General features: G+C 63.7%; 15 protein-coding genes and 1 tRNA gene. 14 read left to right on the top strand and 2 right to left on the bottom strand.

The window, feature by feature from the left end:
- Positions 1-524: 524 nt before the first annotated feature.
- The 9 genes from ACR9YP_RS38970 (at position 525) to ACR9YP_RS38930 (ending at position 9,830) form a co-directional block, all read left to right on the top strand.
- The gene (locus tag ACR9YP_RS38970) at positions 525-1,358 is read left to right on the top strand and encodes an outer membrane protein (RefSeq protein WP_370986273.1); all 834 of its coding nucleotides are present in this window, start codon (positions 525-527) and stop codon (positions 1,356-1,358) included.
- Between the two features lie 168 nt (positions 1,359-1,526).
- Positions 1,527-2,354, top strand: coding sequence for an outer membrane protein (locus tag ACR9YP_RS38965; RefSeq protein ID WP_438105080.1), 828 nt, complete (start codon positions 1,527-1,529; stop codon positions 2,352-2,354).
- Positions 2,355-2,428: 74 nt separating this feature from the next.
- Positions 2,429-3,019: a glutathione S-transferase family protein gene (locus tag ACR9YP_RS38960; protein ID WP_438105078.1), complete on the top strand. Its 591-nt coding sequence runs from the start codon at positions 2,429-2,431 to the stop codon at positions 3,017-3,019.
- A 16-nt stretch (positions 3,020-3,035) separates the two neighbouring features.
- Positions 3,036-3,500: a GNAT family N-acetyltransferase gene (locus tag ACR9YP_RS38955; RefSeq protein WP_370986270.1), complete on the top strand. Its 465-nt coding sequence runs from the start codon at positions 3,036-3,038 to the stop codon at positions 3,498-3,500.
- A 271-nt stretch (positions 3,501-3,771) separates the two neighbouring features.
- Positions 3,772-3,963, top strand: a complete 192-nt coding sequence (locus ACR9YP_RS38950) for a hypothetical protein (RefSeq protein WP_474218553.1) — start codon at positions 3,772-3,774, stop codon at positions 3,961-3,963.
- A gap of 79 nt (positions 3,964-4,042) precedes the next feature.
- Positions 4,043-5,215 (top strand): phosphoserine transaminase, encoded by a 1,173-nt coding sequence (locus ACR9YP_RS38945; RefSeq protein ID WP_438105075.1) that lies wholly within the window; start codon positions 4,043-4,045, stop codon positions 5,213-5,215.
- A 211-nt stretch (positions 5,216-5,426) separates the two neighbouring features.
- Entirely contained in the window at positions 5,427-7,016 is a 1,590-nt protein-coding gene (gene serA / locus ACR9YP_RS38940) for a phosphoglycerate dehydrogenase (RefSeq protein ID WP_128947306.1), read from the top strand.
- A 263-nt stretch (positions 7,017-7,279) separates the two neighbouring features.
- A complete protein-coding gene (locus ACR9YP_RS38935) occupies positions 7,280-8,452 on the top strand; it encodes a thiolase family protein (protein WP_438105073.1) in 1,173 nt (390 codons plus the stop codon).
- Between the two features lie 211 nt (positions 8,453-8,663).
- Positions 8,664-9,830 carry a serine hydrolase gene (locus ACR9YP_RS38930; RefSeq protein WP_474218552.1) on the top strand — a complete coding sequence of 389 codons (1,167 nt, stop codon included), beginning with the start codon at positions 8,664-8,666 and terminating at the stop codon, positions 9,828-9,830.
- Positions 9,831-10,173: 343 nt separating this feature from the next.
- Here the strand turns inward: ACR9YP_RS38930 and ACR9YP_RS38925 are convergent, their stop codons facing one another.
- A complete protein-coding gene (locus tag ACR9YP_RS38925; protein ID WP_474218551.1) occupies positions 10,174-13,494 on the bottom strand; it encodes a PAS domain S-box protein in 3,321 nt (1,106 codons plus the stop codon).
- A gap of 714 nt (positions 13,495-14,208) precedes the next feature.
- Here ACR9YP_RS38925 and ACR9YP_RS38920 point away from each other — a divergent pair.
- The 3 genes from ACR9YP_RS38920 to ACR9YP_RS38910 all read left to right on the top strand — a co-directional run bounded on the left by ACR9YP_RS38920 (position 14,209) and on the right by ACR9YP_RS38910 (position 15,659).
- Positions 14,209-14,643, top strand: coding sequence for a phasin (locus ACR9YP_RS38920; protein ID WP_130212981.1), 435 nt, complete (start codon positions 14,209-14,211; stop codon positions 14,641-14,643).
- Positions 14,644-15,016: 373 nt separating this feature from the next.
- Positions 15,017-15,093, top strand: a tRNA-His gene (locus ACR9YP_RS38915).
- A 266-nt stretch (positions 15,094-15,359) separates the two neighbouring features.
- Positions 15,360-15,659: a DNA methyltransferase gene (locus ACR9YP_RS38910; RefSeq protein WP_474218549.1), complete on the top strand. Its 300-nt coding sequence runs from the start codon at positions 15,360-15,362 to the stop codon at positions 15,657-15,659.
- Positions 15,660-15,675: 16 nt separating this feature from the next.
- Here the strand turns inward: ACR9YP_RS38910 and ACR9YP_RS38905 are convergent, their stop codons facing one another.
- The gene (locus ACR9YP_RS38905; protein ID WP_438105066.1) at positions 15,676-16,617 is read right to left on the bottom strand and encodes an AEC family transporter; all 942 of its coding nucleotides are present in this window, start codon (positions 16,615-16,617) and stop codon (positions 15,676-15,678) included.
- 449 nt (positions 16,618-17,066) lie between these two features.
- Between ACR9YP_RS38905 and ACR9YP_RS38900 the strand changes: the two genes are divergently transcribed.
- A complete protein-coding gene (locus ACR9YP_RS38900; protein ID WP_438105064.1) occupies positions 17,067-17,426 on the top strand; it encodes a hypothetical protein in 360 nt (119 codons plus the stop codon).
- Positions 17,427-17,775: 349 nt separating this feature from the next.
- Positions 17,776-18,453, top strand: a complete 678-nt coding sequence (locus ACR9YP_RS38895; RefSeq protein ID WP_091886574.1) for a ParA family protein — start codon at positions 17,776-17,778, stop codon at positions 18,451-18,453.
- Positions 18,454-18,459: the final 6 nt, after the last annotated feature.

Raw genomic sequence — 18,459 nt, 5'->3', positions numbered from 1 at the left:
GTCTTCCTTCTCCCGCAGTGACGTAGGGTGGGCAAAGCGACTTGTCCGCCGTAGCTCGAAGAACGAAGGCGGAAGCGTGCCCACCGTTTCATTTGCAGTGTTGGATTGATGGTGGGCACGGCGCAAGTGCGCCTTTGCCCACCCTACGATTCCGAGCTAGCGGAGAGATGCCTTACCCGTCTCGCCGCTGCGCCGTAGCCGATGCAAGCATCGGCGTTCTTAAGAGACGGCGGTCGAAGGCCTTGCCGTGTTCCTGCCCAGGCTGCCGCGGCACGCGCGTTAACGCATCCTCTCTCGCCGCGTTGCGGTTTCACACATCGTTAGGAATTGCGGCGAGGTCGTCGCATTTGGCGCGGCATTCTTGCAACGCTGGCGCGGCGCGCGCGTGTATGGTGAGAAAAAATCAACCTTAAAAATTAGGGTTAAGTGGCGCTTAAACATTTGCTGCCATCGTCCGGGTCGTGAGTTTCCAGAACGTGGGGCGTCTGCATTTTTGCCTCACCGGCCATAAGGACGAAGCCAAAATGCGTAGCGTTAAGTCTCTCCTTGCCGCGGGTGCGGCAACCCTGATCTCGTCGATGGCGTTCGCCGCTGATATGCCGATCGCAGCGCCCCCTCCGATGTACGCGCCGCCCGCTCAGCCCGCCGACTTCGGTGGCTGGTATCTCCGCGGCGACATCGGCATGACCAACCAGAGCGCCAAGCGCATCGACGCCGCCGTAGCGCCGGGGTTTACGAGGACGACGGAGGGACTCGGCTTCGACTCGTCGCCGCTGTTCGATCTCGGTGTCGGCTATCGCTTCAACAACTGGTTTCGTGCGGACGTGATCGGCCAGTACCGGGGCAAGGCTAATCTGCATGGTGCCGACAACGTCATTGGGCCCGGCTTCGTCGGCTCCAACAATTACAGCGGCAGCAAGTCCGAGTGGGTCGTCATGGCCAACGCCTATGTCGATCTCGGCACCTGGTGGTGCATCACTCCGTTCGTCGGTGCCGGTGTCGGCGGCTCCTACAACAAGATCAGCGGCTTCCGTGATGACGGCGTGTCATTCAGCGGCGGCACCCTGTCCAACAGCGTCGCCTACTTCGCCGACAACGGAAAGTGGAACTTCGCCTGGGCCGCCCACGCCGGTCTCGCCTACAAGGTCAATCCCGGCTTCACCGTCGAACTGGCCTACAGCTACATGAACCTCGGCGACGCAGCGCCCGGCAACTTCCGCTTGTTCGACAACAGCGCCTCGGGTCCGACCTCGATCAAGATCAAGGAGCTCACCTCGCACGACGTCAAGCTCGGCGTGCGCTGGGATCTCAACAGCCCGCCGGTCTACGCGCCGCCGCCGCTGGTCACCAAGGGCTGATCGTCAGCCTCATCGCTTAAGACGTCTTAACGGCGCGGGTTCATCCCGCGCCGTTTTGCTTTGCGGATTTTTCATGGCGCGACAGCGACGAACGTGGCGAACGCAACCATTGGTTAAGGTTAACAGGCGATGATCATCGCAACAGTTCGAGTCCGATGGAGCGTTGCGATGCGTAGGCTGATGGTGGCGGCAGCGATGTTGGGGACGGTGTCCGCCGCGCATGCGGCCGACATGCCGGACCTGCCGATCCTGCGCGGCAGCTTCACCGACGGTCTGAGCACCTCCACAGTCAACTGGCAAGGCTCGTATATCGGAGCGCAGGCCGGTTATGGCTCGTCCGACGAGAACTTCAACGGCTCGACCAGCAACATGATGGCTGCATTGCTGGCGGATACGTTGATCGAGAGCTCGATGGGCGTGTCCCAGTGGAATCTTGGACTGGGCAAGGCCTCGCAGCGCACGACCGGTTACGGCGCCTTCGTCGGCTACAATGCGCAGTGGGACGACGTCGTGATGGGCCTCGAAGTGAGCTGGCTGCACGGCAAGTTCGGAGGAATGTCGTCGGCCAGCGAAAGGCGTGTCAGCGCCACTGCACTGGCAGACGGCAATTTCCATGATGTCACGGCGACCTCCACATCTTCGATCAGCATCAGCGACATCGGAACGTTCCGCGGCCGCGCCGCTTACTCATGGGGATGCTTTCTGCCCTACATGTTTGCGGGTCTCGCGCTCGGTAATGCGGACATTGTGCGCACTGCCAACGTGCAGGATCGCGTGAGCGCGACCCAGTTGGGGACCTACACGCCGCTCGCGCCGTTGAGCTCGACCGATGCCCAGCACAATCACCTGATCTACGGCTACACCGCCGGTCTCGGCGTCGACGTCAACCTGGTCGGCGGATTGTTCATGCGTGCGGAGTACGAATACATCCGCTTCACCTCCCAGGTCGACACCAGCATCAACACCGTCCGCGCCGGCCTCGGCTACAAGTTCTGACGCGGCCGCGCACGCCGCGGTTGACAGCTCCCGTCCGTCCTGATGCTCTGTCGCTCAAAAGCAGGGCGGCGGCGATGCAGATCTACGGCGATAGCAATTCCGGCAATTGTCTGAAGGTGAAGTGGGTCTGCGACAAGCTCGCGCTGCACTACCAGTGGATTGAAATCGACACACGCAAGGGCGAGACCCGCACGCCGCAATTCCTGAAGATGAACGGCGCCGGTCAGGTGCCGACCGTCGCGTTCGACGACGGCCGCACGCTGGCCCAATCCAACGCCATCATCCGCTATCTCGCCCGCGACAGCGCGCTCGTTCCGCGCGACGCCTTCATTGCCGCCAAGATGGACGAATGGCTGTTCTGGGAGCAGTACAGCCACGAGCCCTATATCGCGGTGTGCCGTTTCCTCCTGGTCTATCTCGGCAAGGAGGCATCCGAGCTCGACCCCGAGAAGGTCAAGCGCGGCTATGCGGCGCTCGACCGCATGGAGCAGCATCTTTCGGTCAGCCGCTTCTTCACTGGTGAGGCGGTTTCGCTCGCGGATGTCTCGCTGCTCGCCTATACCCGCGTTGCGCATGAGGGCGGCTTCGATCTCGCTCGCCATGCGGCCGTCCGTCGCTGGATCGACGAGGCCGAGGCGTTTCTCAGCCTTGCGCCGGCGCGCTGAGCCTGGAGTAACGCGCATGAACACTGAGGCCGTTTCCATTCGCCGCGCGCGCCGCGACGATGTCGCCGCGATCGTGGCGATGCTCGCCGATGATCATCTCGGACGCGGGCGTGAGCGCGTCGAGGATCCGCTGCCCGCCGCCTATGACGAGGCATTCGCGCGGGTCGAGCGCGATCCGAATCTGATGCTCGTGGTCGCCGAGAGCGAGGGCAGGGTGGTCGGCTGCCTGCAACTCGCGATCCTGCCCGGCATCAGCTCGCAAGGCGGCGTGCGCGGCCTGCTCGAAGACGTCCGCGTTGCTTCCGATTGTCGCAGCCGTGGCATCGGCGAGCGATTGGTGCAATGGGCGATCGCGGAAGCGAAATCACGCGGCTGCAATCTGGTCGAGCTGCTGACGCATCAGACGCGCGTCGATGCGCAGCGCTTCTACACGCGGCTCGGATTCGCTGCGAGTCATGTGGGCATGACTGTCCGCTTTTGAGGCAACAAGAGCGTTTTCGAGCGAAGTGGATACCGGTTCGCGTAAAGAAAACGCGTCAATACAAAAATCCAGAGTCCCGTTCCGATTGTATCGGAATGGGGCTCTGGTCGCGGGCGTTGCGCAATCAGCACATTCGGATCGCGCATACGTTCATCTTAAGAGCTGATAAACTACCCGCCCGTCGTTCATGTCTGTACAGGAACGAATGGTGCTACGGCAGCGTCAGACACCGAGCTCGGTCGGTTCGGGGATTTCGATGACAAGCTATTCGATGATCAAGGTCGGCAACGACTACGTCGTGCAGGCCAATGACAAATGCATATTGAAGGTCGGCAGCCGCCGCAGAGCCGCGCAATTGATCAGCGAGGCCACGGACTTGCTGAATGCGCTCGCTGCCGTCGAATCCCCTGGTATCGCGCCAGAGGCGCCTTCACTCCCCCGTGAGACGCCGGAACTTCCTTGACTGCTCTTCCCGATTCCCGTATCAGCCGCGGCGGGACACCTCCCCCCAACGGGAGGCTTACTATCTGGAAGGGTAGATGATGACTGTAGCGAAGCCCGCTTCGCGGCCGAATGTGCCGCACTTCTCCTCCGGCCCCTGCGCCAAGCGCCCCGGCTGGAACGCCCAAAATCTCAAGGACGCAGCCCTCGGTCGCTCGCATCGCGCGAAGATCGGCAAGGCCAAGCTCAAGCTCGCGATCGATCTGACGCGCGAAGTGCTCGAGGTCCCCGCCGATTACCGCATCGGCATCGTACCGGCCTCCGATACCGGCGCGGTCGAGATGGCGCTGTGGTCGCTGCTCGGTGCGCGGCCCGTCACCACGATCGCCTGGGAATCCTTCGGCGAAGGCTGGGTCAGCGACATCGTCAAGGAATTGAAGCTCAAGGACGTCACCAAGCTGAACGCAGCCTATGGTGAGATCCCCGACCTCTCCAAGGTCGATCCCAAGAGCGACGTCGTCTTCACCTGGAACGGCACCACCTCAGGCGTGCGCGTGCCGAACGCGGACTGGATCAGCGCGACCCGCGAAGGGCTCACGATCTGCGACGCCACCTCGGCCGCTTTTGCGCAGCCGCTCGATTTCGCAAAACTCGACGTCGTCACCTTCTCCTGGCAGAAGGCGCTCGGCGGCGAGGCCGCGCACGGCATGCTGATCCTCTCGCCCCGCGCTGTGGAGCGGCTCGAGACCTACAAGCCGGCCTGGCCGCTGCCAAAAATCTTCCGCATGACCAAGGGCGGCAAGATCAACGAAGGCATCTTCGTCGGCGAGACCATCAACACGCCCTCGATGCTCTGCGTCGAGGACTATCTCGATGCGCTGAACTGGGCCAAGTCGATCGGCGGCCTCAAGGCGCTGATCGCGCGTGCCGACGCCAACACCAAGGTGCTCGCCGACTGGAAGGCGAAGACGCCGTGGATCGACTTCCTGGCGAAGGATCCGTCGATCCGCTCCAACACCTCGGTGTGCCTGAAGTTCACCGATCCCGCGATCACCTCGCTCTCCGAGGACGCGCAGGCCGACTTCTCCAAGAAGCTGGTCGCGCTGGTCGAGAAGGAAGGCGCCGGCTTCGACTTCGCCTATTACCGCGATGCCCCGGCCGGCCTGCGCATCTGGTGCGGCGCCACCGTCGAGGCCAAGGACGTCGAGCTGCTGACGCAGTGGATCGACTGGGCCTTTGCCGAGACCAAGGCGCAGTTGGCCAAGGCGGCGTGATTTTCTTTTCGCCTCTCCCCGTTCTTACGGGGAGAGGCCGGATTGCGCAGCAATCCGGGTGAGGGGCTCTCTCCGCTTGCACCTTCGCCTGTGGCTGCCCCTCACCCAACCCTCTCCCCGTAAGAACGGGAAGAGGGGGAAGACAAAGCCTCATTCAATTCCGGCCATCGCAGGCCGATCCTCCCGTTAGGGAAGGCGAAGGATCATCCCCATGACCAAACCCAAAGTTCTCATTTCCGACGCGCTCTCGCCCGCAGCCGTGCAGATCTTCAAGGACCGCGGCGTCGAGGTCGACTTCCAGCCCAATCTCGGCAAGGACAAGGACAAGCTCGCCGAGATCATCGGCAATTACGACGGCCTCGCGATCCGCTCCGCGACGAAAGCGACCGCCAAGATTATCGACAAGGCCACGAAGCTGAAGGTGATCGGCCGCGCCGGCATCGGCGTCGACAATGTCGAGATTCCCGCCGCCACGGCCAAGGGCATCATCGTGATGAACACGCCGTTCGGCAATTCGATCACCACCGCCGAGCACGCGATCACCCTGATGCTGGCGCTCGCCCGCGAGATTCCGCAGGCCGACGCCTCGACCCAGGCCGGCAAATGGGAGAAGAACCGCTTCATGGGCGTCGAGATCACCGGCAAGGTGCTGGGCGTCGTCGGCTGCGGCAATATCGGCTCGATCGTCGCCGACCGCGCGCTCGGCCTGCGCATGAAGGTGATCGCGTTCGATCCGTTCCTGTCGCCGGAGCGCGCCAAGGACATCGGCGTCGAGAAGGTCGATCTCGACGATCTCCTCAAGCGCGCCGACTTCATCACGCTGCATACGCCGCTGACCGAGAAGACCAGGAACATCATCGATGCGGCCGCGATCGCCAAGATGAAGAAGGGCGTGCGCCTGATCAACTGCGCCCGTGGTGGCCTCGTCGACGAGCAGGCGGTGGTCGATGCGCTCAATTCCAAGCACATCGCGGGCGCCGCCTTCGACGTCTTCATCGAGGAGCCTGCGACGTCCAACGTGCTGTTCGGCCATCCCAACGTGATCTGCACGCCGCATCTCGGCGCCTCCACCACGGAAGCGCAGGAGAACGTCGCGCTCCAGGTCGCCGAGCAGATGTCGGACTATCTGCTCACCGGTGCGATCTCGAACGCGGTCAACTTCCCCTCGATCACCGCGGAAGAGGCGCCGAAGCTGAAGCCGTTCATCGCGCTCGCCGAGAAGCTCGGCTCGTTCGCCGGCCAGCTCACCGAAAGCGGCATCCTCAAGGTCGAGATCACCTATGAGGGCCACGTCGCCGAGATGAAGATCAAGGCGATCACCTCCGCGGTGCTGTCGGGCCTGCTGCGGCCGATGCTGGGCGAGGTCAACGTGGTGTCCGCCCCCGTCGTCGCCAAGGAGCGCGGCATGGTGGTGGACGAGATCGTGCGCGCCGCCCAGAGCGACTATGAGAGCCTGATCACCGTCACCGTCACCACCGAGCGGCAGGAGCGGTCGGTCTCCGGCACCGTCTATGCCGACGGCAAGCCGCGCCTCGTCGACATCAAGGGTATCCGCGTCGATGCCGAGTTCGGCAAGTCGATGATCTACGTCACCAACGAGGACAAGCCCGGCTTCATCGGCAGGTTCGCCAGCCTGCTCGGCGATGCCAAGATCAACATCGCGACCTTCCATCTCGGCCGCGTCGCACCCGGCAGCGATGCCATTGCCCTCGTCGAGGTCGACGGCGCGGTGCCGACGGACCTGCTCGCCAAGGTGCAGGCGCTGCCGCAGGTCAAGCAGGCCAAGGCGCTGACGTTCTGAGGCGAAACTCTTGCCTCTCGTCATGGCCGGGCTTGACCCGGCCATCCACGCCTTGCCCAGTGTCACGAAGAACGTGGATGCCCGGGACAAGCCCGGGCATGACGCGTGGATAGAGTGACACTCGCATAGATATTCCGACGCGCGGAACAACGCCGCCTCCATCACCTGGAGGCGGCGTTTTATTTTTCCCGCGCTCGCCAAACTTTGTGTACCAATGGCGATAAGGACGCTCCGTTCAAAATCGTTCGAAAAGGGAGAACACAATGCGTGAAGCCGTCATCGTTTCCTATGCGCGCACAGGTCTTGCCAAATCCGGCCGCGGGGGGTTCAACATCACGGCGCCGATGTCGCTCGCGGCCCACGCGATCCAGCACGCGGTGAAGCGCGCCGGCGTCGACAAGGACTATGTCGAGGACTGCTATCTCGGCAATTGCGCCCATGGCGCGCCGAACATCGGCCGCCAGGCGGCGCTGCTCGCGGGCCTGCCGAAGACCACCGCCGGCGTCTCGGTGAACCGCTTCTGCTCCTCGGGGCTGCAGACCATCGCGATGGCCGCCAACTCGATCCGCTCCGACGGCGCCGATTGCATCGTCGCCGGCGGCGTCGAGAGCATCTCGATTCCGGGCGGCGGCTCGCCGAAGGAATTGATCGATCCGGAACTGCTCAAGGTCGCGCCTGACATCTTCATGGCGATGATCGACACCGCCGACATCGTCGCCGAGCGCTACAAGCTCAGCCGCGAATATCAGGACGAGTTCTCGCTGGAATCGCAGCGCCGTATGGCCGCGGCGCAGCAGGCCGGCAAGTACAAGGACGAGATCGTCCCGATGAAGACCAAGATGAAAGTGGTCGACAAGCAGACCAAGGCGGAGTCGATCGTCGACTACGTCGTCGATCGCGACGAGTGCAACCGGCCCGACACCACGATGGAAGGCCTTGCCAAGCTCGAGCCGGTCAAGGGTCCCGGCAAGTTCGTCACCGCCGGCAATGCCAGCCAGCTCTCCGACGGCGCCGCCGCCGTGGTGCTGATGGAAGCCAAGGACGCCGAGAAGCGTGGCCTCAAGCCGCTCGGCCGCTTCGTTGCCTGGGCGACCGCGGGCTGCGAGCCCGACGAGATGGGCATCGGCCCGGTGTTCGCGATTCCGAAGCTGCTGAAGCGCACCGGCCTCAAGATCGACGACATCGATCTGTGGGAGCTCAACGAAGCCTTCGCCAGCCAGTGCCTGTATTGCCGCGACAAGCTCGGCATCGATCCCGCCAAGTACAACGTCAACGGCGGCTCGATCGCGATCGGCCATCCCTTCGGCATGACCGGCGCGCGGCTCACCGGCCATTTGCTGCAGGAAGGCGCGCGCCGTAAGGCCAAGTGGGGCGTCGTCACCATGTGCATCGGCGGCGGCCAGGGCGGCGCCGGCCTGTTCGAGATCTACAGCTGATCCAGGCCACAGGAACGCGAAAGGGCACGGCGCCGCAAGCGCCGTGCCTTTTTATTTGAGCGCTGCGCGTTATTTGAGCGCCCACGCGGGGACTTGGACCGCTCTTCACCATCAAATCACGCTATCAACCTCCACGGTGTCATTCTAATAAAGACAACCGCAGCGAAAGGTGCTAAAGCTTGCTTGCGATGCAAGCTTGGGAGGGGCGCAAATGGCCTTTTCGGACCCGAGCTCGGCGATCCAAAACATCATAGACGCGGCCGTCAGCGATTACATGGGGATGGCAGTCTACGTCTTCACGGATTTTGACGGCTCCGGCACCCCCTCCGCAAAGTTCTTCTCTCCCTCTAAGACTGAAGTCTGGGACTCAAACCATGATGTCGTGAGCGCTGCGAAGCTGCCAAATACTCTGTTCGAAATCGGATCCATTTCAAAAGTTTTCACGTCCAGGATTTTTTACAGTCTTCAAGGCACATATGACGGGAATACGGTTGGGTCCTGCATGCCCTCGATTTCCCTGCCGGTAGCGATCAGCGGGATTCCGGTTGCCGATATCGTCACTTATGCTTCTGGGTTTCCGCAGGACAATGACGAGCCCCCCGATCCGCGGGGACAGTTCTGCCCGCCAAGCAACTTGCAGAACCTCGCCGACCTCGTCGATTGGTTCAACAGCGGACAGCACTCGTCCTGGATCTGCCCCGCGGGCCACTGCTACACCTATTCAAACCTTGCCTGGTCGCTCCTGGCTATCGTCGGTCTCAACCCGCAGAAACCCTATGTCGACGTCTATGATGGGTACAACGCGCAACTCGCGGAGCTGTGCGCGGATCTGAGCATGAGCAACACCGCTTTGTTCAGTACGGGCCAAGTGCCCAGCATGGCGTGTGGATATAACGGGACGCAGCCTTACGACGTGGGTCAGAGCTATAAGCCGGGCCCAACGATGGAGTTCGGCGCCGGAGCGATCGTCAGCTGCGCCTCGGACATGCTTCAATGGCTGCTCTACAACATGGGCCAACTGCAGCCTTCACCAACGGAATTCGCCATCCTGCAGATGCAGCAGCAGGCCAGCCCGGCCCGCGGCAAATGCGGTACGACGGGCACCTGCCAGGTGCAGACGCAGGGCCCCACGGTCGCGATTGGATGGTTCTTTCCGAAAATCGCCGGCGCTGCGGGACGTGTCCTGTCGAAAGATGGCAGCGTACCGGGCTTCAGCTCGTGGATGGGGTTTGAGAGCTGGGTTCAGAACGGCGCAAACGCTCCGTCGGGCAATGGCGTCGTCGTTCTGTCCGCCGGCAGCCTCGCCTCGTCCGTGGGACAGAAAATCATGTCCACTCTTCTGAGCGCCGAGGTCGAGGGTGGTTTGTCGTCGAGTTGACCCAAGTCAGTTGACCCAAGCCGGGCGCGTCGTTTCGACGATAGGATGACGGACAATCCCGCGAAGAGCCTGATCGTCTATGATGTCGACGATCCGGGGGCGGGCCAGCCGAGTTCGCGAGAGCTAAAGGGCAGGGCTATCGATTGGATCGGTGCGCGCCCAGGATGTTGATCACCTCTCCCGTAGGGAGAGGTCGGATCGTATCGAAGATGCGATCCGGGTGAGGGGTAACAGTCTCACGGAACGCTGCAGCCCCTCACCCGAATTGCTTCGGACGATGCTTCGCATCGCCGAGCCCAATCCGACCTCTCCCCGCTGGGAGAGGTGGCCTCCCGACGCCGCTTTACGCCTTCGCCAGCGCCGGTGCGAACACCACTTCGATCAGCGTGCCGGAATTGCCCGCGCTCTTGATGTTGAACTGGGCGCGGTTGGCTTCGACCAGCGCCTTGGTCAACGACAGGCTGAGCGCGGCGCTGTCCGCGGCATCGCCCGGCGGCGGGGTGCGGAACGGCTCCATCGCGGCGGCGACTTCGCGTTCGCTGAGACCATGGCCGGTGTCGCGGATGCGAAGCGCGATCTCGCCGCGATCGGTCAGCGCGGTCGAGACGATGACCTGGCCGCCGGCGCTCGCAAGCCGGATCGAGTTCGAGATCAGGTTCACGGTGATCTGCCGCATCGCGCGCGCATCCACTGTCACCTGCGGCAGCGCATGCGCCAACGAGGTGCGGATGATGATGCGCTCGCGGTTGGCCTGCGGCTGCATCACCGTAACGCAGGCCTCGACGAGGTCGTTGAGATTGAGGTTGGCGAAGTTGAGGTCGAGCTTGCCGGTCTCGATCCGCGACAGCTCCAAGAGATCGTCGATGATGGCGATGACGCGCTCGCCCGAAGCGCGGATGTCCTTCATGTATTCGCCATAGCGCTCGTTGCCGAGCGCGCCGAAACGTTCGGAGATCATCACCTCGGCAAAGCCGATGATGGCGTTGAGCGGGGTGCGGATCTCGTGGCTGATCCGCGCCAGCATGTCGGCCTTGGCCGTCGCTGCGCCGTCGGCGCGACGGCGGGCCTGCGTCAGCTCGCTCTCGCCCTTCTTGCTCTGCGAGAGATCGCGGAACACGGCGAAGAAGTTCGGGCCGTCCGGCCGCGTGCGGCCCATGATCATCGCGAGCGGAATGACGCCGCCCTTCTTCTCGCGGCCCAGCACCTCGCGGCCGTGGTCGAGCAGGCTCGCAACGTCCTGGCTCTTCAGGCTTTCGAGATAGTCGGCGACGATCTGCTGGCTCTCCGGCGCGAACAGCGTCGCCAGATTCTGCTCGAGCAGCGCATCGCCGTCATAGCCGAACAGCGCCTCGGCGCTGCGGTTGCAGGCGTGGATGTTGCCTTCGGCATCGAACATCACGATGCCCTCGGCCGTGGTGTCCAGGATCGCGGCGAGATCCTCGGCGTCGGCATCGCCGGCTGTGGGCTCGAGGTCGGGCGCGTAGGGGAAGGATTCGGGGACAATGGTCTCGGCGATGACGGGCGCGGCGACAATTGGCGCGGCCTGCGGCAGCGCGCAGATCAGCGCATGCGCGCTCTCGCCGTCCCAGTCGATCGTGTGCAGATGCGCCTCGGTGGTCGCAAGCGGCGCTTCGCCGTTGGCGATCGCCGCGCTGATCGTCACCGGCGTGCCGCCTTGCGACGTGCTGCTGGCCGTGGAGACGCCCGGCTCGACATAGAGCGCGTCCAGCCCGCCGCCATCCTCCAGCGCGCCCAGGTTGGCGTAGCCCATGCGCGCCAGGAAGGCAGGGTTGGCATAGAGCAGGCGATCGAGGCGATAGATCAGGATGCCCGTCGGCAACAGGTCGAGCAGCGCGCGGTCGCGCGCGGGCGCGGCGCGTGCCGGCGGCGCAGGCTCGGTCAGCCATTCGGCTGCGGTTTGCGGCGCTTCAAACTCCGGCGTAGGTGGTTCGGGCGTGATCTCTGCCGCCGGCGGCTCGGATGTATCAGCCGCGATCGTCTCGCGCTCGCGTTCGAGGCGCTCGGACAATTGCCGGGCGAGCTCGTTGAACGCGCTGTTCTCGACCGGCGTCAGCGTCGGCGAGCGCGCATCGCCATGCGGACGGAACGGCACGACATTGGGAGGCGTTTCCACTGGCGTTTCCACGGACGTCTCGGGCTCGGTTGGGTGTGAAGTCACATCAGTTGCGGGTTCGGGCAGTTCAGCTTCAGGCTCGGGCCCAGGCGGTTCGATGGGCGGAGGCGGCGTCGCGGCCTCGGCCTCCGGCTCGGAGATCGGCTCGACGACGTCGGCGGACAGGCCGCGCTGCGCCGGCACCTCGGCCAGCCGCTCGAAGCGCCGGAGCGCTTCGAGCCGGTTGAGGCCGTCGAGATCGCGGCAGACGCCGAAGCCTTTGAAGCCGGCGAAATTGCGCTCCCGATCGTAGATCGGCAGGCCCGCGAGCTCGACCGGCAGATGCTCGCCGCCATCGGCGGGCCAGTTCACGGTGATGCCGGCCCAGGTATCGTGGCTTTCAAGCGCCTCTGCGATGCGCCCCTCGGGATCGAGCGCAAATTCCGCGGCGATCTCGCGCCAGGGGCGGCCGAAGCCGGCGGCGGTGTGCGGGCCCATCAGGCGGATGAATTCGTCGGAGAGCAGCACAAAGCGTCCCTCCGCATCCATCTGCCACAGGAAGCGCAGCGGATGCTGATGCGGTGCGGGCGTCTCTGTGTGGCCCGACGGCAGCTCGAACATGGCTGACGTGATCGGCGCGGCCTGCGGCGACACAATGGCCTGGGCGCAGTTTTCAACCGGAGTCTTGGCCGCGGTGGTCTGGTCGGGCACCGGTTCTTGGAAGGCCTCCACGAGCGCTTCGCTCACGGCAGGTTCAGGCGCGGGCGTCATGGTCTCGGCGGTTTCGCTTGCGTCGGCCGGCTCTGCGAAGGCGTCGAACAATGCGATCCCGACCGGCGGATGCTGCGATGACGGATCGTTCTTCGGCATGCTTTTAGGCGCCGACGCTGCGCGCGCATCTTGCGCGGGATCGATTAGCGCGACGAGGCCGATGTCGGCGCCGACGCCGACCCGTTGCAGCACCATCTGGCCGATGCCGATCGGCGTCGCGGCGCGGCCGCAGGTCAGCGCTTCGCTGCGGGCCCGGTCGAGGCCGGCCTCAAAGAGATCACGAAAGCCGAGCAGGGAGCGGGCGGCTTCGCTGGCGCCGACGAACATCCCGTCGGGCGCGAACGCGGCCATCGGCACCTTGGCGCCAGCGACGAGACGATGCAGCCGCTCGACCAGCGGCATCGGGCGCAGGGTCGGGTCCATCGCGGCGACGAGCACGCCATGGCCGCCATCGGCAAAGTCGAGCCGGGTACAGGCGCAGGTCATCAGCATGCCGAGCCGGGCGCCGAAGCCGCGCAGCCGCTCGAGCCGCACGGCGCCGTTCGCCGGCAGGCTGCGGGCCAGCCGGGCGACCTGGCGGCGGTGGCTGTCCGCCGGGCCGAAGATCCTGTCCGCGAGGGCGGCGGCGTGGGCCGCGCCGAACAGTTTTGCCCCGACCGGATTGGCCCAGAGCACGCGCGTGCCGTCGATCGACCACAGCCAGGCGGGCAGCGGAGAGGTCGCGTGCACGGCCAGCCGGGGATCGCCCACGCCTCGCAACTGGAAATCCGAACTCTTCATCCGACCGGCTTTAAGTCTCGCTTCTCAGCGTGGGGCGGCTGCCGGGAATGGCAGCCTTAAGAAAGGGTTAGTATCGCCCGCAGGCGCGGGCAGGTCCACGGCCACGGTCTCTCACAGCCGGCCTAAAGCCGCGATAACCTTAATGGTGTCGAACCCGCAAGCCGCAGCCCGATTGCATCCAAGGGATTCGCGGGCAAAGCCTGTCGTCAGGCCGTATGCCAGGTGACGTGCGCGCACGCGGCATCACCGGTGCCACCCTCCCCTGGAGGGGGAGGGTCGGCTCACATGGAGCGCAGCGGAATGTGAGACGGGGTGGGGTGACGGTGTCTCCGCGTCCGACAGTGCCCGGGTGGAGAGATCACCCCACCCCGCTCGCGCTTTGCGCGATCGACCCACGAGCGAGCTCCGCTCGTCTCGGACCCTCCAGGGGTAAGGGCCGGCCTCGCCTCGGCACCAATCCTCCCACCTCAACCACCGGTTCCCCATCCCAGGAACCTCACCCTCTCCGAGATTAAATTTTTACGACGCCTGTTGGATCGCATTGCGATGCACAATCTTGACATGATGCGCGGCAATAATGGCGGTACTGGGCGAGCCATCTCGTTTGTTTCGCGTTTCCAGTCTTCGTACCCGCTCAATGCGAGGGCCCACAATCGGGGCCGGCGGGCGCGCCAGAAGGCTCACTCCATTTTTTCAATTTGCGTGAGGACAACCATGACAGGTGCGACTGATCCGTTTTCTGCCTCGATCATCCCGTTCGAGGTTCCCGAGCAGATGCGTGCGTTCGCCGAAAAGGGCGTGTCGCAGGCCCGCGAGAACTACGCCAAGTTCAAGGACGCCGCCGAGACCCACAATGGCACCGTCGAGGCCGTGTTCACCTCCGCCAGCAAGGGCGCGAGCGAGTACACCGCCAAGCTGGTGGAGTTCATGAAGGCCAACAGCAGCGCCCAGCTGGACTTCGCCCAGCAGCTGTTCGGCGCCAAATCGCCGTCGGAAGCGCTGGAGCTGTGGACCGGCCACGCCCGCAAGCAGCTCGAGACCTTCCAGTCCCAGGCCAAGGAGCTGGTCGAGCTCAGCCAGCGCGTCGCCAATGAGACCGCCGAGCCGATCAAGGCCTCCGCCTCGAAGTACTACCCGCCCGCCGCCTGAGCGGACTGGCCGGTTTGAGTTGATTAAGAAACCCGGGCTTTAACGGCCCGGGTTTTTTTTCACCTCTCCCGCTTGCGGGAGAGGTCGGCGCGTCCGGGCGATGCGAAGCATTCGTCCCCCGGGCGATGCGAAGCATCGTCCCGCGCGCGCCGGGTGAGGGTTCTCTCCCCACGGGGAATCTTGCCTGCAAGCGGGAGCGCAAACCGTTATGGCCGCCATCAAGCCCGATTTCATCGCGCCGAGGGTGATTTCCGCTGGTTTTTCGTCCGTTTGCGGCCTTGCCAAAAACGCCCGTTGCACCTAGTTTCCGCCCCGTCCAGCCCCCTTAGGTCGCCGGCCTTTTCAGGCTCGCCTTGGAGCGGCTCGCCAGGATGCAGTTGTAGCTCAGTTGGTTAGAGCGCCTGTCTGTGGAACAGGAGGTCGGTGGTTCGAGCCCACCCAACTGTACCAGCGATTTCAATTCGATACTGTCGACCGCGGTTGTTCGCCGTGGCGGCTCGGTTAGGCTCGGTTAGACCCCACTTTCACCGAAAGTATGTACAGCCCCAGGTTGCGAATTGGGGACTCCTGTGGTTTTCTGAGCGTGAGGGAACCGCGAGGGGAAGCTAGGAGCTAGATTTCTCCTTTGGTTGTTGGGGATAAAATTTTCGCTTGTTGCGCCCTCGATGGGAGGCAATCGGCAATACTCCCCGATGTCTTTGATTCGGGGCCGACAATTGCTGCAAGTCACTTCACCGAAGATCATTCCAACTGCCACCTTCCACAAAGGCGACGTGCTGAGGGTGCTAGCTAAGCTCCCGAGGGCCAGTTTCGATCTAATCGTAACGTCGCCTCCTTATAATATCGGCAAAATCTATGAGCGTTCCGAAAAGCTGACATTCGAAGAGTATGTCGAATGGCTGGACAAGGTCATCGAGGTCTTGGTCGATGCGGTGACGGAGCATGGCAGCATCTGTTGGCAGGTCGGCTCATACATAAAAAATGGCGAATTGTTTCCGCTCGACATCCATACGTAACGCACAATTAAAGAAGCTACCTCATCCCCACCACCCACACCACCACCGGCAACGTCACCGCCGCCAGGAACGTCCCCAGCGCCACCGCGCCCGAGACCGGGTTCACCAGCCGCTGATACTGGACCGCGAAGATGTATGCATTCGCGCCGGTCGGCATCGCCGCGAACAACACGACGACGCCGGCCGCGATCGGCGGCAGGTCGAGCAGTTTTGCGAGCAAATACGCCGCCGCCGGCATCGCCATCAGCTTGAGCGCGCACATCGCCAAAATGCTCAGCTTCTCGCCCTTGACCTCGAAGCGGAACAAATTGATGCCGAGCGCGATCAGCGCGGTCGGCGATCCCGCCTGCGCTAGCAGTTCGATCGTCTTGTCGACGACGGGGGTGAGGCCGAGGCCCGTAAAACGCCAGATCACGCCAAAACCGATCGCCAGCATCAGCGGGTTGCGCGCGAGGTCGGCGAGCACGGGCGAGATCACCGACAGCGCCGAGCCGGTCCGCTTGCGGCTAACAAGCTCCATCTGCAGGATGCCGCAGAGCCAGAGCAGCGGCGTGTTCACCGACAGGATCAGCGCCATCGGGCCCGCGGCCTCATTGCCCAGCGCCGAGAGCGTCAAGGGAATGCCGAGCATCACGATGTTGCCGTAGACCGAGCCGATCGCGAACACGACGCCGTCCTCGCTGTCCTCGCGCCGCGGGCGCAGCAGCACCGAGAGCGCCAGCGCCGCGATCCAGGTGAGGGCGAGCGCGCCGTAATAGGCGCCCCACATCCTGTAGGGGCTGACGTCGGGGAATTCCGAGACGACGATGGTGCGGAAGAGCAGGGCAGGGATAGCGATGCTGAAGGCGAACTCGCTGATGCCCTTGTGCGCGCTGTCCGAAACGAAGCGAAACAGGACCGCGGCATAGCCCGCCGCAATCAGCGCAAACACCGGCGCGACGATCAATACGGTGGCCATGCACCCCTCACCTCACGGGGAGCTGGCTGACCACCCCATGCATCCTCGATCATGCCATCATGCCACTGTTTTGCCCGACGCGTCAAATTGATTTCGTAAAATCCGTAAAAGCCAATCCGCAGCTGGACTTGGCTACTGTGCATGGGGTTGTTTTCGCGGTTATTGGTTGGATGGTCGTTGAGGCCTCGGGTCGAGCCCGATCTCGCCCCACCCACAACTGTCATCCCCCGCGAAGGCGGGGGATCCAGTACGCCGCGGCCTATCGAGGACGTCAGGCGTCTCTGGAATACTGGGTCGTCCCGTCAAGCCGGGCGACGACAGCGGAGACTGTCGGACCGCCCACCCTGTTGCCGAGACCGCACACGTGCCGGCTTTCGCATCTCCCCTCGGTTGCCAAGCAACGCCCGTTCACCCACTATTCCAACTGAACTCGACATGTGGGGGGATCGATGCCGGCGTTTCGCTTGAAGAAGTCAAAACCCTTGGCCGCTGCAACCTTCGGGATTGCCCTGGCCGTCCTGGTCCTGCCGCGCGCCGGCTTCGCCTACACCCAGGAAGAGCAGCAGGCCTGCACGCCTGATGCGATGCGGCTGTGCGGCGAGTTCGTTCCGAACGTCGATGCCATCACCGCCTGCATGATCGCGAAGAAGTCGCAGCTCTCGCCGCAGTGCCGGGTGTTCTTCCGCCCGGGACCCGAGCCGGGCGAGGTGCGTGCCGGCAAGCCGACCCACGTCGCGCCCAAGACAGCGAAGAAGAGCACCAAGCCGGCGGCGAAGACGAGCAAGAAGAAGAAATCCAGCGAAGGCTGAGTGCGACAGCACGTTCATCCTTGAAACCCTGCGGCTGCGTTTCCTCCGTCGGACTCGTTTTGTTCGCGCGCTAGCCTTGCGGCGATGAGGCGCGCGCGATGGAAAAGAGTCGCAGGGCGATTTGCCCGGCAAGGTTGCATTCCACTTTATCCCGCCTCGCTGCTCAAAAAACGCACGATTGCAGGCGTTTTCTTGCAGTTTTCATCGGCGTCGTACCTGGCAGTGTGACTCAAAAGCCAACACGGCTTGTTATTTCGTGGCGGCAACGCAACTCCCGATAAATTTTTCTTTCACGAATCACCGCGCTGATTCATTTTCGAGCCACGGGGTCAATCTGGAGGCCGAAGGTATGAACGTTATTGTTTTTGCATCGCGTAAAGGCGGCTCGGGCAAGAGCACCCTGGCTGCACATCTCGCCGCGCAGATCAAGGCGAGCAAGCAGGTCATGCTGGTGGACGCGGATCCGCAAGGCTCGCTCACGCTGTGGCACAAGCTGCGTGGCACCAACGAGCCGCCGATCAAGCCGGCCGTGAACTCCGTCAGCGGCATCGTCTCCGCGGCCAAGCGCGACGGTTATGAATGGGTGTTGATCGACACGCCGCCGAACCTGTCGGCCGTCGTCGACGACGCCATCAGGAACGCGACGATGGTGATCATTCCGGCGCGGCCCGGCGTGTTCGACGTCAACGCGGTGCAGGAAACCATCCAGATGTGCCGCGCCGCGCGCAAGCCCTACGCGGTCGTGCTCAACGGTGCGCCGGCGCGCCGCGACGAGTCGGAAAGCCCGATCGTCACCATCGCGCGCGAGGCGCTGGCGAAATTCCGCGCTCCGGTGTGGGGTGGCCAGATCACCAACCGTTCCGATTTGTTGATGGCGCTCAGCCACGGCGAAGGCGCGCGGGAGTATCAGGCCGAGAGCCGTGCGGCTCAGGAAATTGCACGGCTGTGGGCGGCGATCGAGCGTTCAGTGAAGGCTATTCGCGGCACGGCGTCGGCATCCGGCGCAATGCACAAGCAGGCGGCATAATTTCAT

The organism is Bradyrhizobium sp. BR14999 (assembly GCF_056106085.1).
The sequence above is the reverse complement of the archived record's forward strand: the minus strand, read 5'-3'. Positions and strand labels throughout refer to the sequence as shown.

What these genes read in the sequence shown, in the direction of transcription:
- ACR9YP_RS38900 (WP_438105064.1), top strand. Translation starts at nt 17,067, where the DNA reads ATGCCGGCGTTTCGCTTGAAGAAGTCAAAACCCTTGGCCGCTGCAACC.
- ACR9YP_RS38965 (WP_438105080.1), top strand. Translation starts at nt 1,527, where the DNA reads ATGCGTAGGCTGATGGTGGCGGCAGCGATGTTGGGGACGGTGTCCGCC.
- ACR9YP_RS38955 (WP_370986270.1), top strand. Translation starts at nt 3,036, where the DNA reads ATGAACACTGAGGCCGTTTCCATTCGCCGCGCGCGCCGCGACGATGTC.
- ACR9YP_RS38960 (WP_438105078.1), top strand. Translation starts at nt 2,429, where the DNA reads ATGCAGATCTACGGCGATAGCAATTCCGGCAATTGTCTGAAGGTGAAG.
- ACR9YP_RS38935 (WP_438105073.1), top strand. Translation starts at nt 7,280, where the DNA reads ATGCGTGAAGCCGTCATCGTTTCCTATGCGCGCACAGGTCTTGCCAAA.
- ACR9YP_RS38930 (WP_474218552.1), top strand. Translation starts at nt 8,664, where the DNA reads ATGGCCTTTTCGGACCCGAGCTCGGCGATCCAAAACATCATAGACGCG.
- serA (WP_128947306.1), top strand. Translation starts at nt 5,427, where the DNA reads ATGACCAAACCCAAAGTTCTCATTTCCGACGCGCTCTCGCCCGCAGCC.
- ACR9YP_RS38905 (WP_438105066.1), bottom strand. Translation starts at nt 16,617, where the DNA reads ATGGCCACCGTATTGATCGTCGCGCCGGTGTTTGCGCTGATTGCGGCG.
- ACR9YP_RS38925 (WP_474218551.1), bottom strand. Translation starts at nt 13,494, where the DNA reads ATGAAGAGTTCGGATTTCCAGTTGCGAGGCGTGGGCGATCCCCGGCTG.
- ACR9YP_RS38920 (WP_130212981.1), top strand. Translation starts at nt 14,209, where the DNA reads ATGACAGGTGCGACTGATCCGTTTTCTGCCTCGATCATCCCGTTCGAG.
- ACR9YP_RS38950 (WP_474218553.1), top strand. Translation starts at nt 3,772, where the DNA reads ATGATCAAGGTCGGCAACGACTACGTCGTGCAGGCCAATGACAAATGC.
- ACR9YP_RS38970 (WP_370986273.1), top strand. Translation starts at nt 525, where the DNA reads ATGCGTAGCGTTAAGTCTCTCCTTGCCGCGGGTGCGGCAACCCTGATC.
- ACR9YP_RS38945 (WP_438105075.1), top strand. Translation starts at nt 4,043, where the DNA reads ATGACTGTAGCGAAGCCCGCTTCGCGGCCGAATGTGCCGCACTTCTCC.
- ACR9YP_RS38895 (WP_091886574.1), top strand. Translation starts at nt 17,776, where the DNA reads ATGAACGTTATTGTTTTTGCATCGCGTAAAGGCGGCTCGGGCAAGAGC.